The 17,985-nt window shown below is 64.0% G+C and carries 20 protein-coding genes; 9 read left to right on the top strand and 11 right to left on the bottom strand.

Annotated elements, in window-relative coordinates; translation table 11 throughout:
* On the bottom strand, positions 1–206 hold a 206-nt coding region (locus ABZX37_RS44115; RefSeq protein WP_354750173.1), incomplete at its 3' end, for a PHP domain-containing protein.
* Between the two features lie 391 nt (positions 207–597).
* Here ABZX37_RS44115 and ABZX37_RS44110 point away from each other — a divergent pair.
* Genes ABZX37_RS44110 through ABZX37_RS44095 form a run of 4 tightly spaced genes read left to right on the top strand, consistent with a single transcriptional unit; the run spans position 598 to position 5,332 of the window.
* Positions 598–1,275: a FadR/GntR family transcriptional regulator gene (locus ABZX37_RS44110; RefSeq protein WP_354750175.1), complete on the top strand. Its 678-nt coding sequence runs from the start codon at positions 598–600 to the stop codon at positions 1,273–1,275.
* Positions 1,272–2,708: an amino acid permease gene (locus ABZX37_RS44105; RefSeq protein WP_354750171.1), complete on the top strand. Its 1,437-nt coding sequence runs from the start codon at positions 1,272–1,274 to the stop codon at positions 2,706–2,708. The genes ABZX37_RS44110 and ABZX37_RS44105 overlap by 4 nt, the downstream gene beginning before the upstream one ends.
* Entirely contained in the window at positions 2,705–3,649 is a 945-nt protein-coding gene (locus ABZX37_RS44100; RefSeq protein WP_354750169.1) for an asparaginase, read from the top strand. Before ABZX37_RS44105 ends, ABZX37_RS44100 begins: the two co-directional genes overlap by 4 nt.
* A gap of 57 nt (positions 3,650–3,706) precedes the next feature.
* On the top strand, positions 3,707–5,332 hold the full coding sequence (locus ABZX37_RS44095; protein ID WP_354750167.1) for a CocE/NonD family hydrolase: 1,626 nt from the start codon (positions 3,707–3,709) through the stop codon (positions 5,330–5,332).
* Positions 5,333–5,335: 3 nt separating this feature from the next.
* Here ABZX37_RS44095 and ABZX37_RS44090 read toward each other — a convergent pair whose 3' ends face one another.
* On the bottom strand, positions 5,336–6,097 hold the full coding sequence (locus ABZX37_RS44090; protein ID WP_354750165.1) for a metallophosphoesterase: 762 nt from the start codon (positions 6,095–6,097) through the stop codon (positions 5,336–5,338).
* Between the two features lie 4 nt (positions 6,098–6,101).
* Positions 6,102–6,716, bottom strand: coding sequence for a GntR family transcriptional regulator (locus tag ABZX37_RS44085; protein WP_354750163.1), 615 nt, complete (start codon positions 6,714–6,716; stop codon positions 6,102–6,104).
* Between the two features lie 46 nt (positions 6,717–6,762).
* Here ABZX37_RS44085 and ABZX37_RS44080 point away from each other — a divergent pair, with 46 nt between their 5' ends.
* Complete coding sequence (locus ABZX37_RS44080; RefSeq protein ID WP_354750161.1) at positions 6,763–7,947, top strand: aminotransferase class V-fold PLP-dependent enzyme; 1,185 nt, start codon at positions 6,763–6,765, stop codon at positions 7,945–7,947.
* Between the two features lie 430 nt (positions 7,948–8,377).
* On the opposite strand, the gene ABZX37_RS44075 is transcribed toward ABZX37_RS44080, so the two are convergent.
* Both ABZX37_RS44075 and ABZX37_RS44070 read right to left on the bottom strand, forming a co-directional pair.
* Positions 8,378–8,587: a hypothetical protein gene (locus tag ABZX37_RS44075; RefSeq protein ID WP_354750159.1), complete on the bottom strand. Its 210-nt coding sequence runs from the start codon at positions 8,585–8,587 to the stop codon at positions 8,378–8,380.
* Positions 8,588–8,639: 52 nt separating this feature from the next.
* Positions 8,640–10,550, bottom strand: coding sequence for a hypothetical protein (locus tag ABZX37_RS44070; RefSeq protein ID WP_354750157.1), 1,911 nt, complete (start codon positions 10,548–10,550; stop codon positions 8,640–8,642).
* A 274-nt stretch (positions 10,551–10,824) separates the two neighbouring features.
* Here ABZX37_RS44070 and ABZX37_RS44065 point away from each other — a divergent pair, with 274 nt between their 5' ends.
* On the top strand, positions 10,825–11,346 hold the full coding sequence (locus ABZX37_RS44065; RefSeq protein WP_354750155.1) for a hypothetical protein: 522 nt from the start codon (positions 10,825–10,827) through the stop codon (positions 11,344–11,346).
* Between the two features lie 40 nt (positions 11,347–11,386).
* On the top strand, positions 11,387–12,106 hold the full coding sequence (locus tag ABZX37_RS44060) for a TIGR02391 family protein (protein WP_354750153.1): 720 nt from the start codon (positions 11,387–11,389) through the stop codon (positions 12,104–12,106).
* A gap of 11 nt (positions 12,107–12,117) precedes the next feature.
* On the opposite strand, the gene ABZX37_RS44055 is transcribed toward ABZX37_RS44060, so the two are convergent.
* From ABZX37_RS44055 to ABZX37_RS44035, 5 genes are all read right to left on the bottom strand, one after another.
* Positions 12,118–12,771: a hypothetical protein gene (locus tag ABZX37_RS44055; protein ID WP_354750152.1), complete on the bottom strand. Its 654-nt coding sequence runs from the start codon at positions 12,769–12,771 to the stop codon at positions 12,118–12,120.
* Between the two features lie 3 nt (positions 12,772–12,774).
* Positions 12,775–13,689, bottom strand: a complete 915-nt coding sequence (locus ABZX37_RS44050) for a hypothetical protein (protein WP_354750150.1) — start codon at positions 13,687–13,689, stop codon at positions 12,775–12,777.
* A 54-nt stretch (positions 13,690–13,743) separates the two neighbouring features.
* Entirely contained in the window at positions 13,744–14,283 is a 540-nt protein-coding gene (locus ABZX37_RS44045; RefSeq protein ID WP_354750148.1) for a hypothetical protein, read from the bottom strand.
* A gap of 304 nt (positions 14,284–14,587) precedes the next feature.
* Entirely contained in the window at positions 14,588–15,004 is a 417-nt protein-coding gene (locus ABZX37_RS44040) for a hypothetical protein (RefSeq protein ID WP_354750146.1), read from the bottom strand.
* 135 nt (positions 15,005–15,139) lie between these two features.
* Positions 15,140–15,289, bottom strand: a complete 150-nt coding sequence (locus ABZX37_RS44035) for a hypothetical protein (protein WP_354750144.1) — start codon at positions 15,287–15,289, stop codon at positions 15,140–15,142.
* Between the two features lie 424 nt (positions 15,290–15,713).
* Between ABZX37_RS44035 and ABZX37_RS44030 the strand changes: the two genes are divergently transcribed.
* The gene (locus ABZX37_RS44030) at positions 15,714–16,214 is read left to right on the top strand and encodes a hypothetical protein (protein WP_354750142.1); all 501 of its coding nucleotides are present in this window, start codon (positions 15,714–15,716) and stop codon (positions 16,212–16,214) included.
* 11 nt (positions 16,215–16,225) lie between these two features.
* Positions 16,226–17,128 (top strand): Kiwa anti-phage protein KwaB-like domain-containing protein, encoded by a 903-nt coding sequence (locus ABZX37_RS44025; RefSeq protein WP_354750140.1) that lies wholly within the window; start codon positions 16,226–16,228, stop codon positions 17,126–17,128.
* 477 nt (positions 17,129–17,605) lie between these two features.
* Here the strand turns inward: ABZX37_RS44025 and ABZX37_RS44020 are convergent, their stop codons facing one another.
* Positions 17,606–17,983: a hypothetical protein gene (locus tag ABZX37_RS44020; RefSeq protein ID WP_354750138.1), complete on the bottom strand. Its 378-nt coding sequence runs from the start codon at positions 17,981–17,983 to the stop codon at positions 17,606–17,608.
* Positions 17,984–17,985: the final 2 nt, after the last annotated feature.

The raw sequence follows: 17,985 nt of genomic DNA, 5'->3' as shown, positions 1-17,985 counted from the left end.
TCAATACCGATGATCGGCTTGATCCCGTGCTTCTTCGACGTCTGAAAAAACTCGTCCCCGCCGTACATGTTCCCGTGATCAGTCATCCCCACCGCGGGCATGCCCAACCGAGCCGCCTCCGCGAACAAAGGACCGATCTTCGCCGCACCGTCCAACATCGAATACTCAGTGTGGACGTGCAGGTGGACGAAAGAATCGTTCGACACCAGCGAAAACCTCCCCTAGGCAGACGGCTTCCCGGCTCCGGTCGACGCGGCGGGCCCGGGCTGCCCACCCTAGTCCGCCGCGAGTTCGGAGAGCGCCCCGGCATCCTCCCTCCGAACCGCCGGGCGCGGGCCCCGACGCGCCGGACGCGTTCCCGGTGGTGATCACCGGTGCGCTCTCCCGTACCCGGACACAGTCGCACCCGGCACCGACAAGACCGGGCCCGCCGGGAGCCGGTCCGCCGAATGTCACTCAGGAGCGTGAACCAAGCCACAACCTCCCAGAAAGGGGCCGGTGCACCGCTTGACAGCGGCCGGGCCGGAACCGACGATCCGACGCGTGAACCTGTCTGACAGCCGGGCAGCCGGACCGCTCCCCCGGCGCGTCAGCGCGATGGAGGCCGTGCTCGGCTACCTGCGCGAGGCGATCGAACGCGGGGAGTACGCGGTCGGCGACCAGCTGCCGTCGGAAGCCGCGCTGAGCAGGCAGTTCGAGGTCAGCCGCTCGGTCGTGCGCGAGGCGCTGCGCGGGCTGCAGGCGCTCGGGTTGACCGTGTCGCGCACCGGCCGCGGCACGTTCGTCACCGCGAGCGGGCCGCCGGAGAACCCTACGTTCGGCGATTACTCGGCCCGCGACCTGGTCGAGGTGCGCCGCCACGTCGAGGTCCCGGTGGCCGGATACGCCGCGCGCCGCCGAGACGCGGACCAGCTCGCGCGCCTCGCCGATCTCGTCGACCGGATGGACGCCGAGACCTCGGACACCGCGTGGGTGGCGCTCGACTCACAGTTTCACGTCACGATCGCACGGGCATCAGGCAATCCGGTGTTCGCGAAGGTGATCGAAGAGATCCGCGACGCGCTGGCCCGCCAGTCGGCGTTCCTGAACCAGCTCGGCGGACGGCGGACGCAGTCGAACGTCGAGCACCGGCGCATCGTCACGGCGATCGCCGAAGGCGAAGAAGATGCGGCGGCGGCCGCGATGACCGAGCATCTCGATCACGTCGAGAAGACCCTGACCACGATCGTCCGGCCGGCCCGCGCCGGCGAAGCAGAAACAGGTACCACCGCGTGACTGAAGAAACCCTGCCCGCGACTGCCGAGGCGGACACCGCCGACGCGGGCGACGCCGGATACCGCAAGGCGCTGAAATCCCGGCACATCAACATGATCGCCATCGGCGGCGCGATCGGCACCGGCCTGTTCCTCGGCGCGGGCGGACGGCTCGCACAGGCCGGTCCGGCGCTCGCGATCGTGTACGCGGTCTGCGGGCTCTTCGCGTTCTTCGTGGTGCGCTCGCTCGGCGAACTGATCCTGCACCGCCCGTCGTCCGGCGCGTTCGTCTCCTACGCGCGCGAGTTCATGGGCGAGAAGGGCGCGTACATCGCGGGCTGGATGCACTTCCTCAACTGGTCGACCACCGGCATCGCGGACATCACCGCCATCGCGCTGTACGCGCACTTCTGGTCGTTCTTCACGCCGATCCCGCAGTGGGTGCTGGCGCTGATCGCGCTGGCGGTCGTGCTGTCGCTGAACCTCGTTTCGGTGAAGCTGTTCGGCGAGATGGAATTCTGGTTCTCGATCGTCAAGGTCGCCGCGCTCGTGCTGTTCCTGCTCGTCGGCATCTTCCTGCTGGTGACCCAGCACCCGATCGACGGCCACGCGCCCGGTCCACAGCTGATCGCCGACCACGGCGGCGTTTTCCCGGCGGGCATCGTGCCGATGATCCTGATCGTGCAGGGCGTCGTGTTCGCCTACGCGTCGTGCGAGCTGGTCGGCGTCGCGGCGGGCGAGACGGAGAACCCGAAGGCGGTCGTGCCCAAGGCGATCAACTCGATCATGTGGCGGATCGCGGTGTTCTACGTCGGTTCGGTCGTGCTGCTGGCGATGCTGCTGCCGTGGAACGCCTACTCGGCCGATCAAAGCCCGTTCGTCACGGTGCTGTCGAAGCTGGGCGTGCCCTACGCGGACAGCATCATGAACCTGGTCGTGCTGACCGCCGCGCTGTCGAGCCTCAACTCGGGTCTGTACTCGACCGGGCGAATCCTGCGCTCGATGTCGCTGGCCGGGTCCGCGCCGAAGTTCACCGGCGTGATGAACCGCAACCAGGTGCCTTACGGCGGGATCCTGCTCACGTCGTCGGTGTGCGTGATCGGCGTCGGGCTGAACTACGTGGTGCCGAAGGACGCGTTCGAAATCGTGCTGAACTTCGCCGCCGTCGGCATCCTCGGCACCTGGGCGATCATCGTGCTCAGCCACCTGCTGTTCGTGCGAAAAGCCAAGCGCGGCGAGGTCACCCGTCCCCGCTTCCGGCTGCCGTTCTCGCCCTACACCGAGATCGCGACGCTCGTCTTCCTCGCCGCGGTCGTCGTGCTGATGGGCTTCGACAAGACCGGCCGGATCACCCTGATGGCGCTGCCGGTGATCGTCGTCGCCCTGGTGGTCGGCTGGTTCGTCGTGCGCAAGCGGATCGACATGAGCGCGTTCGACAAGGCAGAAGCGTCGTGATCCCCCAGGAACGCGACCCGCAGCACGTCCCTTTGGTCCACCTTCTGCGCGACGGCATGGTCGAAGGCGTACACCACGGTTCGGTCGTCGTACTCGCTCCCGACGGTTCGACCCTGTTCGAGGCAGGCGACCCCGACGTCGCGATGTACCCGCGCTCAACCGCGAAGCCGTTGCAAGCCGCCGCCATGGCCCGGCTCGGACTGCGCTTGGATCCGCGCGGGTTCGCGATCGCCGCAGCCAGCCACTCCGGCGAACCGCGACACCTCGAAGCGGCCGCCGCCGTCCTGACCAGCTACGGCTTCGCTGAAGCTGATCTGGGCAACCCGGCCGACCTGCCGTACGACCCAGTCGAGCGAGACGCGTGGATCGCGGAGGGCCGGAAGCCGGCGCGCCTGGCACACAACTGCTCCGGCAAGCACGCCGCGATGCTGGCCGTCTGCCGGGAGCAGCACTGGGAGGTCGAGGGTTACCTCGATCCGACGCATCCGCTGCAGCGCGCGATCCGGGAAACCGTCGAGGATCTGACTGGGGAGACCGTGCCGCGAGTGGCGACGGACGGCTGCGGTGCGCCACTGTTCGCGCTCTCGCTGCGGGGGTTGGCGCGGGCTGCTTCGCGCATCGCGACCGCATCCGATGGTTCGCCGGAGTCCTTGGTGGCCAACGGAATCCGGCAGCATCCGGATCTAGTGGCGGGAAGCCGACGCGACGTCACCCGGCTCATGCAGACCGTGCCCGGGCTCATCGCGAAGGACGGTTTCGAGGCCGTGCAGCTCGCCGCGCTTCCCGACGGAATCGCGGTAGCACTGAAGATCGCGGACGGCGGCGACCGTGCCAGGCCTGCGGTGCTCGCGGCGGCACTGGCGCGAGCGGGCGTCGACGCGGAGTTGCTGGTTCCCTTCAGCGATCCCGCCCTTCGAGTGACGGACGCGCTGGCCGCCTAGTTCCACGCCCCTCTTCAGCAGGAGCGAACCCCTAACAACTCGCGTACGTTCGATTACGTGCTGAACCGAATCGTCGACCGGCTGCTCGGGCTTCCCGCCGCCGAAGGCCCGGCGCCGACCGCCGCCAAAGGCCTCCGCGTCCCCATGCACGACGGCGCGCACCTCCTGGCCGACCGCTATGCCCCGCCCGGCCTGACGACCGGCCCAGTAGTCCTGATCCGCACGCCCTACGGCCGCACCGGCCCCCTCGCCAAGCTGTTCGGCGAAACGTTCGCGAGGCACGGCCTCCAAACAGTCCTCCAAAGCACCCGAGGCACCTTCGGCTCAGAAGGCCAGTTCCGCCCGTTCCACCACGAACGCGAAGACGGGATCGCCACCGCCGAATGGCTGCGCGAGCAACCCTGGTGCGACGGCCGGATCGCCATGGCGGGCGCCAGCTACCTCGGCCACACCCAGTGGGCGATCGGCCCGTACCTGGACCCGCCGCTGGAAGCCATGTGCCTGGGAATCACCGCCTCGGAATTCGTCAGCACGTTCTACCCGGGCGGGGTGCTGGCGGCGGACAACATGGTGTCCTGGTCGGCCATGATCGGCAAGCAGGAGGAACGGTTCGCCGCGCTGCCGAACCCGCTGCAGACGCGGCGCACGCGCAACGCGATGGCGTATCTGCCGATCGCGGGCGCGGACGTGGTGGCGATCGGCAAGCCGGTGCAGTTCCTGCAGGACGTCACCGAGCACGCGGACCCGGACGACGACTTCTGGGCGATGTCGGACCACAGCGCGGAAGTCGCGAAGCTCGAGGTGCCGGTCAGCATGGTCACCGGCTGGTACGACCTGTTCATCCGCGCGCAGCTGCGGGACTTCCGCACGCTGCAGGACGCCGGACGGTCGCCGCGGATCACCGTCGGGCCGTGGTCGCACGGCGAACCGGCGAGCTTCCGCGTGCTGATCCAGGACCAGCTCGGCTTCCTGCGCGCGCACCTCGCCGACGACCGCACGCAGCTGCAGCGCTCCCCCGTGCGGATCTTCCTGCAGCAGGCGTCCGCCTGGCTCGATTTCGACCACTGGCCGCCCGCTTCCGAGCCCACGCACGCCCATCTGCGCCCGGTCGGCGGCCTCGGCGAGACGGTGCCCGGCGAGGCCTTGCCCACGCCGTTCACCTACGACCCGGCGGACCCGACCCCGGCCGTCGGCGGGCCGCTGCTGATGGGAAAGACCAAGCAGCGCGACAATTCCGCGACCGAGGCGCGCGACGACGTGCTGGTGTTCACCGGCGAGCCACTGGTGCACGACGTCGACGTGATCGGCGACGTGTCCGCCACCGTGTTCGTGCGGACCGAACTGGCCGACGCCGACGTGTATGTGCGGCTGTGTGACGTCGACCCCGGCGGCATCTCGCGTAACGTCACCGACGGCATCCTGCGGCTGCGTCCCGGCTCGCCGGAAGCCGATGCCGACGGCGTGGTGCGGGCCGAGGTGGAACTCGACCCGACCGCGTACCGCTTCCGCCGCGGGCACCGGTTGCGCGTGCAGGTCGCGGGCGGCGCGTTCCCCCGCTTCGCGCGCAATCACGGTACGGGAGAACGGGTTTCGTCCGCGGTGCGCAGCGCGCCGAACCGGTTCGAGGTGTTCCACGACGAGACCCGGCCGTCCCGGGTGACGCTGCCGGTCTTTACCCGGTGACCGTTACTGAATGACCGCGCGCTGATGCGTCGTCAGCCTGCCGTCGTCGTGCAGCACGTGCAGCAGCAGCGACGGCGGGCTGTCGAAGTCCAGCGGCCCGCCCTCGTCCCAGCCGCGCCCCGCGCCGGGTTCCACCGGCAGCAGTGATCCGGACACCACGCCTGGCGCGACGCGCACCGGAACGCCCGCGAACTCGGTCGCCGCGCCGGTGTGCACGTGTCCGCAGAGCAGCGCCGCGACGTCGGGATGCCGCTTCAGCACGGCGGCGAGCCGGTCTTCGCCGGTCTGGCGGATCGCGTCCACCAGCGGTACTCCGACATCGAGCGGCGGGTGGTGGAAGGCGACGAACGACGGGCCGTCGTGAGCGGCGAGCGTGTCGTCCAGCCAGGCCAGCGTCTCGTCGGCGAGGTACCCGGCGCCCTCGCCCGGGATCGTCGAATCGCACGACACGAGCAGCACTTCGGCCACCTTGGTCGCGGAGTTCACCGGTGCGTCGCCGGCCGGTTCTCCCAGCAGCGCCTCGCGAAAGTGCGCGCGGACGTCGTGGTTGCCGGGGCAGGACACCACCGGCACCGGAAGGTCGAGCAATTCGGCCGCGCGACGGTACTCCTCGGGCCGGCCGTGATCGGCGAGGTCGCCGGTGACGAAGACGGCGTCGACCGGCTCTTCGAGGTTTCGCAGGTACCGGGTCACCGCGACGGCTCGTGCGTCGGCGCGATCGCCGCCGTCGAGGTGGATGTCGGAGAGATGCGCGAAAACCCGCACCGGATCAGCTCCCTTTCAAGTACGCCAACGCTTTCACCCAGTTCCGGACGAGCAGCGCGGACGCGCCGGGCAGGTCGTCCGCCCGCAGTGCCGCCGCGATCTCGCGGTGTTCGGCCACGCTCTCCGCCGCTCGGTCCCGACCGCCGAAGTATGCCGTCTCGTAGCGTTTGAGCAACGGCTTTGTCTGCTCGATCAAGCGCAGCAGATGCGGGTTGTCGCAGCGGGACGTGAGCAGCGCGTGCCAGCGGTCGTCGGCCGCGGGCAGGTCGCAGGAATCGGCTATCTCGTCGGAAATCCGGTCGAGCGCGTCCGGGAGCGAGGCGAGTTCGAGCGGCGACGTCCAGCGCAGCGCGAGTGCTTCCAGCTCGGCGACCAGCGGGTACAGCCGGCGGGCTTCCTGCGGATCGAACGGCGCGACGAGGAATCCGCGGCCCGGCGCGGCGACGAGGAGGCCGCGGTCGGCGAGGCCGATCAGCGCCTCGCGCAACGGCGTCCGGGATACGCCGAGCTCGTTCGCCAGGCGGACTTCGTTGATCCGGGTGTCCGCGGGAAACCGTCCGTCGAGGACGCGCGCGGTGATCTCCTCGATAAGTTCACCGCGCATAAGTCTCTTGACCATGCGATGAAGTATTGCACACAGATCGGCCGTACTGTATTCAGTTCATATGGCCCGCTCTTTCGATGTCGACCGCGCAAGGTACGAAACGCCCGGCTGCGTCGGAGTCGCGCACTTCAACAACGCCGGCTCCGCGCTCCCGCCCGCCCGCGTCACCGACACCGTGATCGACTACCTGCGCACCGAATCCCTGCTCGGCGGCTACGAAGCGGCCGAAGAGGCCAAAGACCGCCTCAACGGCGTGTACACCTCGGTCGCGCGGCTGCTCAACTCCGCTCCCGAAGACATCGCGCTCAGCGACAACGCGACCCGCTCGTGGCAAGCGATCTTCTACGCGCTGCCGTTCGGACCGGGCGACCGGATCCTCACCGCGAGCGCCGAATACGCCAGCAACGCCATCGCCTACCTGCAGATCGCCCGCCGCACCGGAGCGACCGTGGAGGTCGTGAACAACGACGAAACCGGCCAGCTCGACGTCGACGACCTGCGCCGCCGCATCGACTCCGACGTGAAGCTCATCGCGGTGACCCACGTGCCGACTCAGGGCGGCTTGGTGAACCCCGCCGAGGAAATCGGCGCCGTCGCGCGCGAGGCAGGCATCCCGTTCCTGCTCGACGCGTGCCAGTCAGCCGGCCAGCTGGACCTCGACGTCGAACGAATCGGCTGCGACGCACTGACCACCACCGGCCGCAAATACCTGCGCGGCCCGCGCGGCACCGGCTTCCTGTACGTGCACCCGCGCCTGCGCGACCGCCTCGAGCCGGCGATGCTCGACCTGCACTCGGCCAAGTGGACCTCCCCTGACCACTACGTGGTCGACCCGACCGCGAAGCGCTTCGAAGTGTGGGAACGCGATTTCGCCGCCGTGCTCGGCCTCGGCGCCGCCGTGGACTACGCGCTGGAATGGGGCCTGCCCGCGATCGAAGAGCGGGTCACCGCTTTGGCCGCGACCCTGCGCACCCGCCTGGCCGAGCTGGGCCGAGTCACCGTGCACGACGCCGGCGCGCGCAAGTGCGGCCTCGTGACGTTCAGCGTCGACGGGCTGCCTTCCGACGAGATCAAGGACCGCCTGAACGCGGCGAAGATCAACACGAGCGTCGCGCACCCGTCGTCGGCGCAGTACGACTTCGCCGCCCGCCGCCTGCCGGACCTGGTGCGCGCGTCGGTGCACTACTACAACACCGAGGAGGAAATCGACCGGCTGACGAGCGAGGTCGCCGCGCTCGCGCGCTAGGTGGAGATCACCCGTTTGGCGCAGTATCCAGCACCGCCGAAGCCGCCTCCTGTCTCGCGTACACCCGCGGAGTGCGCTGCGGCCGGGCCTGTCGAGGGGGCAGGCCCGACGGGGCCGGGGGAGGAAAAGGGAAGGCCTCCTGGGCCGGGATTGATGGGGGAACCCGGCCCAGGGGGTCTTCTCTTGCGTTCGGGCGAGCCGCCGATCAGGCGACGACGTCACGGCGCTCTGTGCGGCCTCGCGTCCGACGTGTCCTCGCGGATGAACGTCGCGATGGCCCTGCTCGGCGTGGGCGCGGCCCACATCGCCGCGGCTCGGAAAGAGCCTGTCTCATACCGTGACGGCGCGGTACGCCGAAAGACGGCGGTTCGGCATCGCGCGCTGGTCCTACGACCTGCCCGCCTCCCCGCGAGACCCCCGCGCCAGGAGGTCAGGCACCGCTGGTGTGGTCCTTGTTGATGTGCGCCGGAGGCGCGGGCCAGTCGCTGACTTCCCCCATGAGGGTCTTGATCTGGCTCTTCGAGAGCGACTGCAGGACCTTGGTGGCCTTGGCCAGATCCCGGCCGTCGGCGTCCTGCTCGATGACCGCGGGATACGTGAACGCCTCGCCCTGCATCTCCACCGTCATCGGATCATTCACGACTGCACTCTTTTCCTGTTCGGGCGAACACAGTCCACGAACTGTAACACGGTTAAACAGCCTCCCCGATGCTCCGATTGTGGACGGAAGTAAGAGACCGCCTACGCAGTGCGAGGTACTGCATCCGCCTTTTGTGGTAGCGGCACCAAGCGAACATGCTCGCCGCCATCGCCGCCAACGACATGACCAGCCAGACGCCGTCGTGGATCGGCAGCGAAAGGCCGTTCGAGGCCATCAAGTGGATGTTGATCCTCCAGTGCAGCAATCCGGAATCCTGGAATACCGCGACCACCAGACCGGCGAAAGAAAAAAGCGTCGTGGCGCGCAACGCGAATTGCGTGGTCAGCGAAGCGCGCCGCAGGGCTTCGACACCGAAGGCCTGCCTTGACCACGAGGACAGCACTCCCGGAGCGGAAACCACGACCGCGACCACACCGCTCTTGAGGTTGTAGTCCCCCGCAGAGTTCACGAAAGTCATTCCGGCGACAATCAATCCCAACGCGGACAAAAACAGCAGGGTCGCCGCGAGACGCAGGGTCGCGAACGGGTTTTCGACGACGTTCAGCACGTGGGTGTGGAGAATCCGCTCCATGTCGTAACCGTTGCGGGCGTAAAAGTGCGCGTACGGCAGCGCCCGATGATCTCTGGCGCGCATGTAAGTCGGGATCATCGGCTTGTTGGTGTCGATCGGTCCGGAATTCTTGGTGGTGCGCTTGAAGCTTTCCTGCTGGATCGGCTCCAGTTCCGAGGCGTTCACCCGCTTGTGTATCTCGTGGGTGTGCACGTAAAGGCCGTCCGGCAGGGAAATCCGCAAATGGTAGCTCTCGCACTTGTACATCAGCGGCGTGGTCAGGGTGATCCGGGAAGGGAACTGACCCCACCTGAACCTGATCTCGGCGGCCCAGTTCTGCCGCCATCCGCGCTCCGACTTGACCGCCTCCGACCCGTGCAGCGCCGTCGTGCGGCTGTACGTTATCTTCAGCGCCGCTTTCGGCTCGTCTACCAGCGCGTACAAGACGTAATTCGTCCGCAGCTGCGCGACCAGCCACTCGCCGCGCAGCGGAGCGGAATGGTCGTCCTCCGCGGGAGGGAGCAGGTCGGTGACCGACTTGTCCTTGTCCGTCAGGCTGTTGGCCGGCCGCACCACCTCGTAGATGTCCGGAGCCACCCGGTTCCGCAACTCCGCGAGAAACGCCGCGCCGTCGGGCAAAACCACGTTGTCGCCGCTGCCGACGTCGACGCCGCTCAATTCCTCCGCCGCCCGCGTCGTCAGTACCAGCGCCGCGGAAACGCGCAGGCTTTCGTCGTACGAGAGCGTGGTCGCCGGTTTCGAATCGACCGTCACTTCCAACCCGTCCAGCAGCAGCCCCTTGGGGAAATCGGCCACCGGCACCAGCAACGGACCCTTCTCCGGCACCTTCGGAATCCGGATGTCCTTGGTGACGGAGTGCTTCGCCAGCGGCCCGTCGGTCAGGATCTCCTCGGTGATGCGCAGGTTGGACTTGTGCGGTTCCAGCAGAAGCTCGACCGCCAGGTTCAGGTCGAGCGAACCGTAGTGGGCGTAGCCCTCGTCGAGCAGCTTCCGCACATACCAGGCGTTGATGTCGTCGTGGACCGACTTCCCGATGCCGTCTTCCGGATTCCGCGGTATTTTCTTCTGTCCGTACAGATAAACGAACCTGCGCGCGAACAGCAGCCAGTAGATCTGATGGACGAGGCCGACGAAGCCGACCACGCCGAGACAGCTCCGGGCGACGACGACCGCGAGCGCGCCGTCGTTGCCCGAACCCCAGGCAACGAACGCGAGACCCAGCAGCGCGACCGAGGGCAGAAACACCGAGAGTCTCGGCGACGAAAACCGCCCGTTCGGGAATCCGGTGTCCTGCACGACTTTGTCGACTCGCGAGCCGAATACCTTCAGCGCCCGAGGAATACGCGTGCCGTGCCCGTCGCCCTCGCTCATGGGGCTCCCCTGTCCCGATGCGGCGTAATCTGCCTGTGCTAGTCGGCACGGCGCGGAAAGCCATTACGCCGATTGCCCGGCTTGACCCGTCTGGAGCAGCGCGCGACTCACCCTTCGCGACGACTTCGGGACCGCCCGGCCGGGCCAGCCTCGCCACGGCACCGGAACGGACGCTGAGGCGGGCGAAGACGGCACCCGCCAGCCCAACGGGCTTCCGGAGGGCCTTCGCGGCCTCCGGAGGCAATCTGGACGGCGAAACGACGAACCCCATCCAGTGAAGACTTCACCGGATGGGGTCAGGCCGATCGTGGTGGGAGGCGTCGAGGCCCTTGCCAAAGGGGCAAAACAGATAAAACGCCTGTTCGGCGTAGTGCACAGCCAGCTGGAAGACTCGACTGCAGCACCTCCACCCCGGAAAGCCCTGCGCACAGCTCGCCAGCTCCGACCAGCCGAGATCGACGAGCTGGTCGTGAAGTTCCGCAACGGGGCAACCATCCGCGAGCTTGCGAAAGAGTTCGGGATCTACCGCGTAACCGTTGGCCAGCATCTGCGGTCACGAGGCGTGGATACGCGGAACCTCGCACTCAAGTCAGATGACGTGACGGCAGCAGCCAAGCTCTACCTAGCTGGCTGGTCCATCGGCCAGCTAGCCGAGCGATACAAGGTCGGCAACGAGACTGTGCGGGGTCGGCTCATCGCCGCCGGAGTGAAGCTGCGGAGACGAGGGCGAACACCCAAGATCTCGCAACCAAACGACCGGCTCAACGCGACCAATCTTCCCTGTGTTCAAAGATAACGTACACGATGAGCCAATCACCTCCTGATATAATCAAGAAGTGCAAGCAAAGAAAGCCATAGAGACCCTCCAGCAACTCAAGGCCGAAGCTCAAGGGCCGAGCATTAGGCGGGGCTCTGGTGAGTATACGTCATGGAAGACGCGTGTTCGCTCAGTTCTAATCAGGGCACTCGGCAAGGATCACCACACGCTTACCGCTTTTGATGGCGTGCGCTATGGACTGTCCATGTATTCGAGCAGCACACCTGAATCCGCATTTGAACAAGCATTTCAACGCGGGCTGCGGAAGGCATGCGGCGTTATCGACGCGGCTATTTTCGAACTGGAAGACGCCGGTACAAGCGATGACGCCGTGGACGAAACAGTCTTCGATCCGGAGCTGTGGGGACACGTCCAGACGCATATTCAAAATGAAGACTGGCAGGCGGTCGCAAGTCAGACTGCAATCTTCGTTGAAGACCGCGTTCGGCAATGGTGCGGCAACCCCAAAGGTCGCAATGACGAGACACTTGTCGGCAAGGGCCTATACGCCAAAGTGTTCGCCAACGATGGCCAGTATCGACTCGGCAAAGAGCCAGGTGAATGGGAAGGCTGGCGTGGCCTGGGCATGGGCTTCGCACAGGCACTCAGCAACGTCGACCGACACAACATTCAAAGGCGTGATGACGCCAAGCGCTATGCGTTCGGCGTGCTCGGCCTCGGCAGTCTGATCCTGACTCAGCTCCGCTATCAGCACGGAGAAGACCTCGACCTCGAGTGACAGGCTTCGTACTAGATGAACCAGCCGACGAAAGGTTTCGCCTCGACGAAGTCGCCACTCTTGAGCGCCGAGGCAGCATCATGGTACGGGTGCTTGCTCCACTCGGTCAGCTCAATCTCACCAGTGGTCTTGCGTCCGGTAAAGTACCGCCCGATCAGCCGTTCGCCATCCTTACCCGAGACATAGAGGTCGCAGACACCGCGGTGCGGCTCGCTGCGCTCCTGCACACTTTGGCGCGGCGTGTTGCGATACACCCAACTCAGTCGCCACCGGTCGTCTTCCTCCTTTATGAGGCGCGCCTGCTCCGAGACCGACTCAGACTCTCCCGTGAACAGCGTGGCAACGAGCGATGAGTTCGTCTGCTTGAAGCGGATAACAGTAGGAATCGGAGGGATGCGCTCGTTCTCACCCGGCCGCGTATAGTCGGATTGAAGCATGCCCCGCCACGTGCCGGCCACCAACGGCTTCTTCGTGAAGGCTCGAACGGCAGCCAGCTTCCAAATAAACCGGTCGTAGAGCAGGAAGACGATGGTGACGACCGTCCCGGCGATCGAAACTGTCTTGAGCGCGGTCGTCTGCGCCGACTGGTGCGTAAAAACAGCCACTCCAAACCAGACCACGGCAGCAATTCCTATCGCGATCTTGGTTTGAGTCTTGTCGATCACGGCTTATGCCTCACCCAGGCTATAGTACGACCAGGCTTGCAGAATAAGACCACGGGCGTCCGCGAGCGTCCAAGGCTGCGATGACGAGAACAGCGGTTTAATACCATTTGGCTCGAACAGCCCCTCGCCGGTTTCATCGTCCTTGACCTTGCCGAACACATACGCCGTTGCGTTGCAGAAGTCCGTAACGAGCGGAGTCGATCCCTTGTCGCCGAAGTATAAATTCGGCACGATGTACATGAGGCACTCCATGAAGTAGCTAGGCAGCGCCTCAATCAACCCGGCATTAACCAGGTCATTTTCGACGTTTTTCAAAATGCGGACCGCGTCCTTGTACCGACCGCCGGTCTGATTGTTTTTCTCCCGCCCGTTCGCCAGCTGCTGCTCCGGATAGTTCACAACCGACGTTCCGTCAAGCCGAAACACCTTAGTACCCAAGTGGTACTGCACATTCCAAGCAGAGTCGTAGTAGTACTTGCGATACTCGAATGACGGGACGATATCGGCTTTCACGCGGCCAGCATTCTCCGCAAGCTCGATCGCCGTCTTGCCTGAATTATCGCAAGCCGAGCCGAAGTGAGTCTTCAGAAACGCACCTAAGCTCGCTCGAAACGTTGAACCACCAAAGTTTTTTATTGAAACACCACTACCGTTCACCTTATCAGCTTCAAGCAGGTCGCTGTCATCATAGTAGTGGAAACCCTTATGAATTACCGCGACATCGACATCGCTATCTAAACGCACGTTCGTATTGTTCGCATACGAACCTTTTTGCAAGTAACGAACGTCGATATCGTTCTCGTCTGCCCACTTACCGACCGCACCGCGAACCATCCGTTCGGCACGGTCTTGTTTGTCCTTCTCGTTGTCGCTAGAAGGCTTACGGTAGCGGCCAAATTTTTCTTCAAGGGCAGTCACGACAAAAAAACTCCTGCGAACTATTATACAGCAACGTACTAACTAATCAGATTCTCAGTTCGGCACGATGACGACACCGAGCCCGGAGTTCGGCCCCGGCGGAATACCGAGGAACGGATCGATGCCCAAGTTCTGCCGCAGACTCTCCAGCAACTGCACCGGATCGACGAACGTGCCGAATAGCCGCACAGACATCGACCGCGGTTGCTGAACCTGCTTCAGTCGGACTACTTCAAGGGCGTGCCCATCGTCGGCCGCTCGCCGGCTGACCGCGCGCAGGTAGTAGCGGACGAACTGGCCTTCAGCCAAGGTCTGCGCCGCGTCGAACGGCACAGCTTTGCGGTACTCCTTACTGCCCCGGCGGGATATCTCGTGCGAAAGCCAGTACCCCGCCTGCTTGCTCTGCAGTTCTAGCCACTGGGGTTCATACCGCTCCAGTGCCTCACGGAGCAGGGCTGGCCATGCGCGCCAACCAACTTCAGTCAGGCGCGTACTCCGGTAGACCTCATTGCGCGGCAGGTCGTACTCAAGTTCTTCGAGCATGAGCACCCGCGTGCGTGGGTCGTCTTCCAGATTCGGCAATACCAGCTCCATCAGGCACTCCTCTAGCAGTGCGGCACGCCGCGACTCCATGAATGTCCGCCGGACGTCGGCGACGCCCCCTCCAGCTCCACCCAAGCCAGACTTACACGCTTGAAAGATCGACTCCATAGAGTGACGCCGAACGGTCGATTACGCACGGCAAACGGCAAACTCTGGTCGTAAATGGGTGCTGACTAGCCCAACCAGTCACGACAAGCGGTGCCAGACGAGGCAACGGAGGCTTGTACTGTTACTAAGCGTCACGATCTACAAGCTCTGTTCCTATGGCCGTTCAGCGAAGCAGCCAGCCGCGCGATCAGCACCCTGAAGCTCGTGCAACGCTCCGCCTAGGCCGTTGCGGCCGCCCGTACCGCTTGAAGACCTCTTGAACCTGCTGCGCCCAGAAGATGTACGGCTCGTCGACCCCATACCCAAGCCCTCGAGCCATTTCGTAGAACCCGGCACCAGGCTCCTTGTCGCCGTGCTTGTGCGTCACGATCGACGTGAGAGCTGGTTGGCCAGCTGCGGACTCGTCCTCGAAGACCGCACCGAGCAGGTGATTCATCAGCGCCGAGTAGGGGTCGAGCTGCACCGCGGTCACTTGGCCGGCGACCTCGCCGTACCACGTCATCCTGCGGTCGTAGGCAGCTTCCAGGATGGCTGCGCGGACTTCAACCTTCGCGGCCTGCCATTGGTCGTCGGTCAAACCGAACTGAGTACCGGATCTGCGCATTACCCACCTCCTCTGCATCCGAGGACTGCGCGCTTTGCATGTCCTGACGTACTGCAGTCGACGGACAGCTTGCGACTGTTACGCAGGTATCCACACAGTAGAGGCCGCGCGTCCGCGAGATCCACACTCCACCGCTTAGGAGAGATAATGCAGCCCTGCCATGGCGAGCTGGATGAGCTGCCCGCAACACAGGGCAATCTTGAGGATTTCGTGGACGCGCTTGGCCTTAGCGCCCCACGCGGCCAGCTTCGGGCGACCTGAAACAACACGGGTTTCCTTTTTCATATTAATTCTCCATTCGACATGGTCTCCAGTTCCGTCGGCAGGCTTGCCGGACTGGCTGATTCGATCGTAACGGAGTCGGAAACATGGAAAAAGCCCGCGCAATTTTAAAAGGAAAAGGAATCCTTTCACATTGCACTGCGGTCTGCATGCTAAAAGAAACTGAGAGGGGTCAACCAGCGGAAACAGTGCGTCGCCGATACATGAGTAACGGTTGGGTATCACTACTGCCGGTTGATCAACTATCTCGCTGATAGAGCCAGCTCGAGGCCGCCAGGGAAGACTGCCAGGGCTTTCGGTCGCCCGGATTTGACTACCATCGGCAGCCTTCGTCGAGAGTAGACACGACCGGGGGCTTGGCCAGGCCGCCGTCCACCACTATCCTCGAACACACGTTCGATATCAGACTGCTGCCAAGGAAGGTGCGATGCTCGGCAAGCCGCTGCTGTTCTTCACCTCGTACGCGCCTCTGTTTGCACTTCTGGCGATCCGATTTGAGCCACTCGCCTTGTGTCTGACGTGCGCAGGCCTTGCCACAGCTGGGGTCGGCGCGCTGTTCGCACTCTTCCACTTGGACAAGAGGGCAAGCCCTGGTGCCCACCAGCTGCGGGAGGTCAAGCACGCCGGTGCCGAGGCAGGTGCGTACATGGGCTCCTACTTGCTGCCGTTTCTGACAGTCTCCACCCCGACGCTCCGTGACGTAATTGCATACTTAGCCTTCATCGCGGTAGCAGGTGCCGTCTATCTTCACTCGTCCGTGGTGCAGATCAACCCGCTGCTTTACGTCCTTGGCTACCGCGTGCTAGGTGTGGTGGACACGAAGGGCTTGCGCGCCTTCCTTGTCACGCGGCGACGAGACCTTCGACCCGACGAAACGATCATCGCGACGCGGCTCCGAGACGACGTGCTGATCGACCGCACGCCCTAGTTGGAGTCCAGTTGGTCAGCTCTGAGCTCGACATGACAGCACCAGCAACCCTGGTTGTCGTATGGCGGTCTGGGCAGCGCGCAGTCGGACGCGCAGTAAAAGCCGGCGGCGACGTCATGGAAGCGCTCCGCGGCTACGCGGGATCAGCCCTGGAAAAGGTGCGAACAGGAACAGGACGCCCCTACGACCCCAACGATGAGCAAGGCGACGAGGACGCGTATCTTGAGACCGACCGCGATGAACTACTCGACACCGCGTTGCTTGAGCAAATTCTAACAGCTGCATCGCTGCCACAGGCCACCGAGCAGGAGCTGAAAGAAAAGAAGCTCGCGCTCTACGCCTTAGTCGTTGGTAAAGACCCAAATAAGCTGACGGCTTTTGTACGCCGCGGCAATCCGGTGAGTCTGGCCTCCAAAGGAGTGCTCGCCACCTTCGACCGCACCCTGACTCGCGTCACGAGCCCCTTGCTTGCGTTTGACAAGTACTACGACTTGATCATCTACCCGCAAGGTGTCCACATCCTTGACCAGGTGAAGTTCGAAGCTCTTTTCAAAGAAAGTGAAGCAGTACTAGCCAAGACCACCGAGTGGGCTGAAAGTCTCGGTGAGAAGTTGCCAATTGCACCCGACGGCATAGAGTGGCTTGCAGAGCGACTGCGTAAGACCAACATTCTTCGCCGGAAGGTGCAGGGGATCCTCCGCAGTGATTATCTCGCGCAGCTGACGCCGGATGTCCTGCGCGATAAAATCGCGGCGCATGGACTCGACAGTGAACAACTGATGCCAGACGGGCAGCTGGTTATCAACAAGGAGACCGAGCATGACGTACTACTTCTGCTCAACGAAGATCTCTGGACAGGAGACTTTTCGGGCAAGCAGTACGCCGCAGGTCGCAAGTCTTCGCGTCAGACTTGAGTCACCAAGAGTGACTTGCATGCTTAGCTTTGATGACTGACACGCAACGGGGGCAAGCGTCAAAGAGTCAGCGACAACTCATATTTGACAGATGTCCGGCGCGACCATTCGCCACTTCGGCTCCGCGGCTGCACTGACTCCACGTAGCTCCCGGTAGCATACCCTCGCAGTCTTCATGGTCGATCCATAGACCGAAACACTCAGGATCGGATTCAATCCCTCGCGCCGACCTGGCCGCGAGCTGCTCACGCGCACGTTCTTCGGCAGCGCAGAGCTCTTCATCAGCTAGAGCGTTCCGTGCTCGAACCTTGACCATGTCAAGCAGCGGTTTCATGTTTCTGAGCGCGCTGTATCGTCGGGAAGATTACTGTGCGCTTGCAAGACTGCCGCCCGGAAATCCTCGGACTTCACATCGCTCATTATTTCAGCGATGAGGGATCTGCCACCCATCAAATCGGCACAGAAGTTGACCATCCCCTAGCTAGACGTCTGTTGATCTATTTCAGCTGCCATCAAATCAAGATACTTATCCGTCGTGGCATCCATAATTTGATCTGCGGTACTACCTGGCGCTAGCTCCACTTCTTTCATGGCTTCGATCGCCAAGATAAATCTACGGTTGTTGGGACCAATTGATACATCAGCACCCTTCAGAACCTCGGCTCCGGCCGTGTACGCGCGCGCTTCGCCGCTATCAATATACCAACCCGACTCGTTCGGGCCAGGCTCTGCGGCTTTGGTTAGAATTTCACCCACTCTTCGCCTAAATATCTCGAGTCGACTTGGCTCGCCTTCTTGTTTTTTCCCCGGTTCATTTTCCATACTATTCGAAGTATCCGCCATTTCAATTGTCATGT

Source organism: Amycolatopsis sp. NPDC004079 (genome assembly GCF_040610415.1).
In the GTDB taxonomy this organism is placed as follows: domain Bacteria; phylum Actinomycetota; class Actinomycetes; order Mycobacteriales; family Pseudonocardiaceae; genus Amycolatopsis; species Amycolatopsis halotolerans.
Note: the sequence above shows the minus strand (reverse complement) of the source record. Positions and strands in the feature narration are given on the sequence as shown.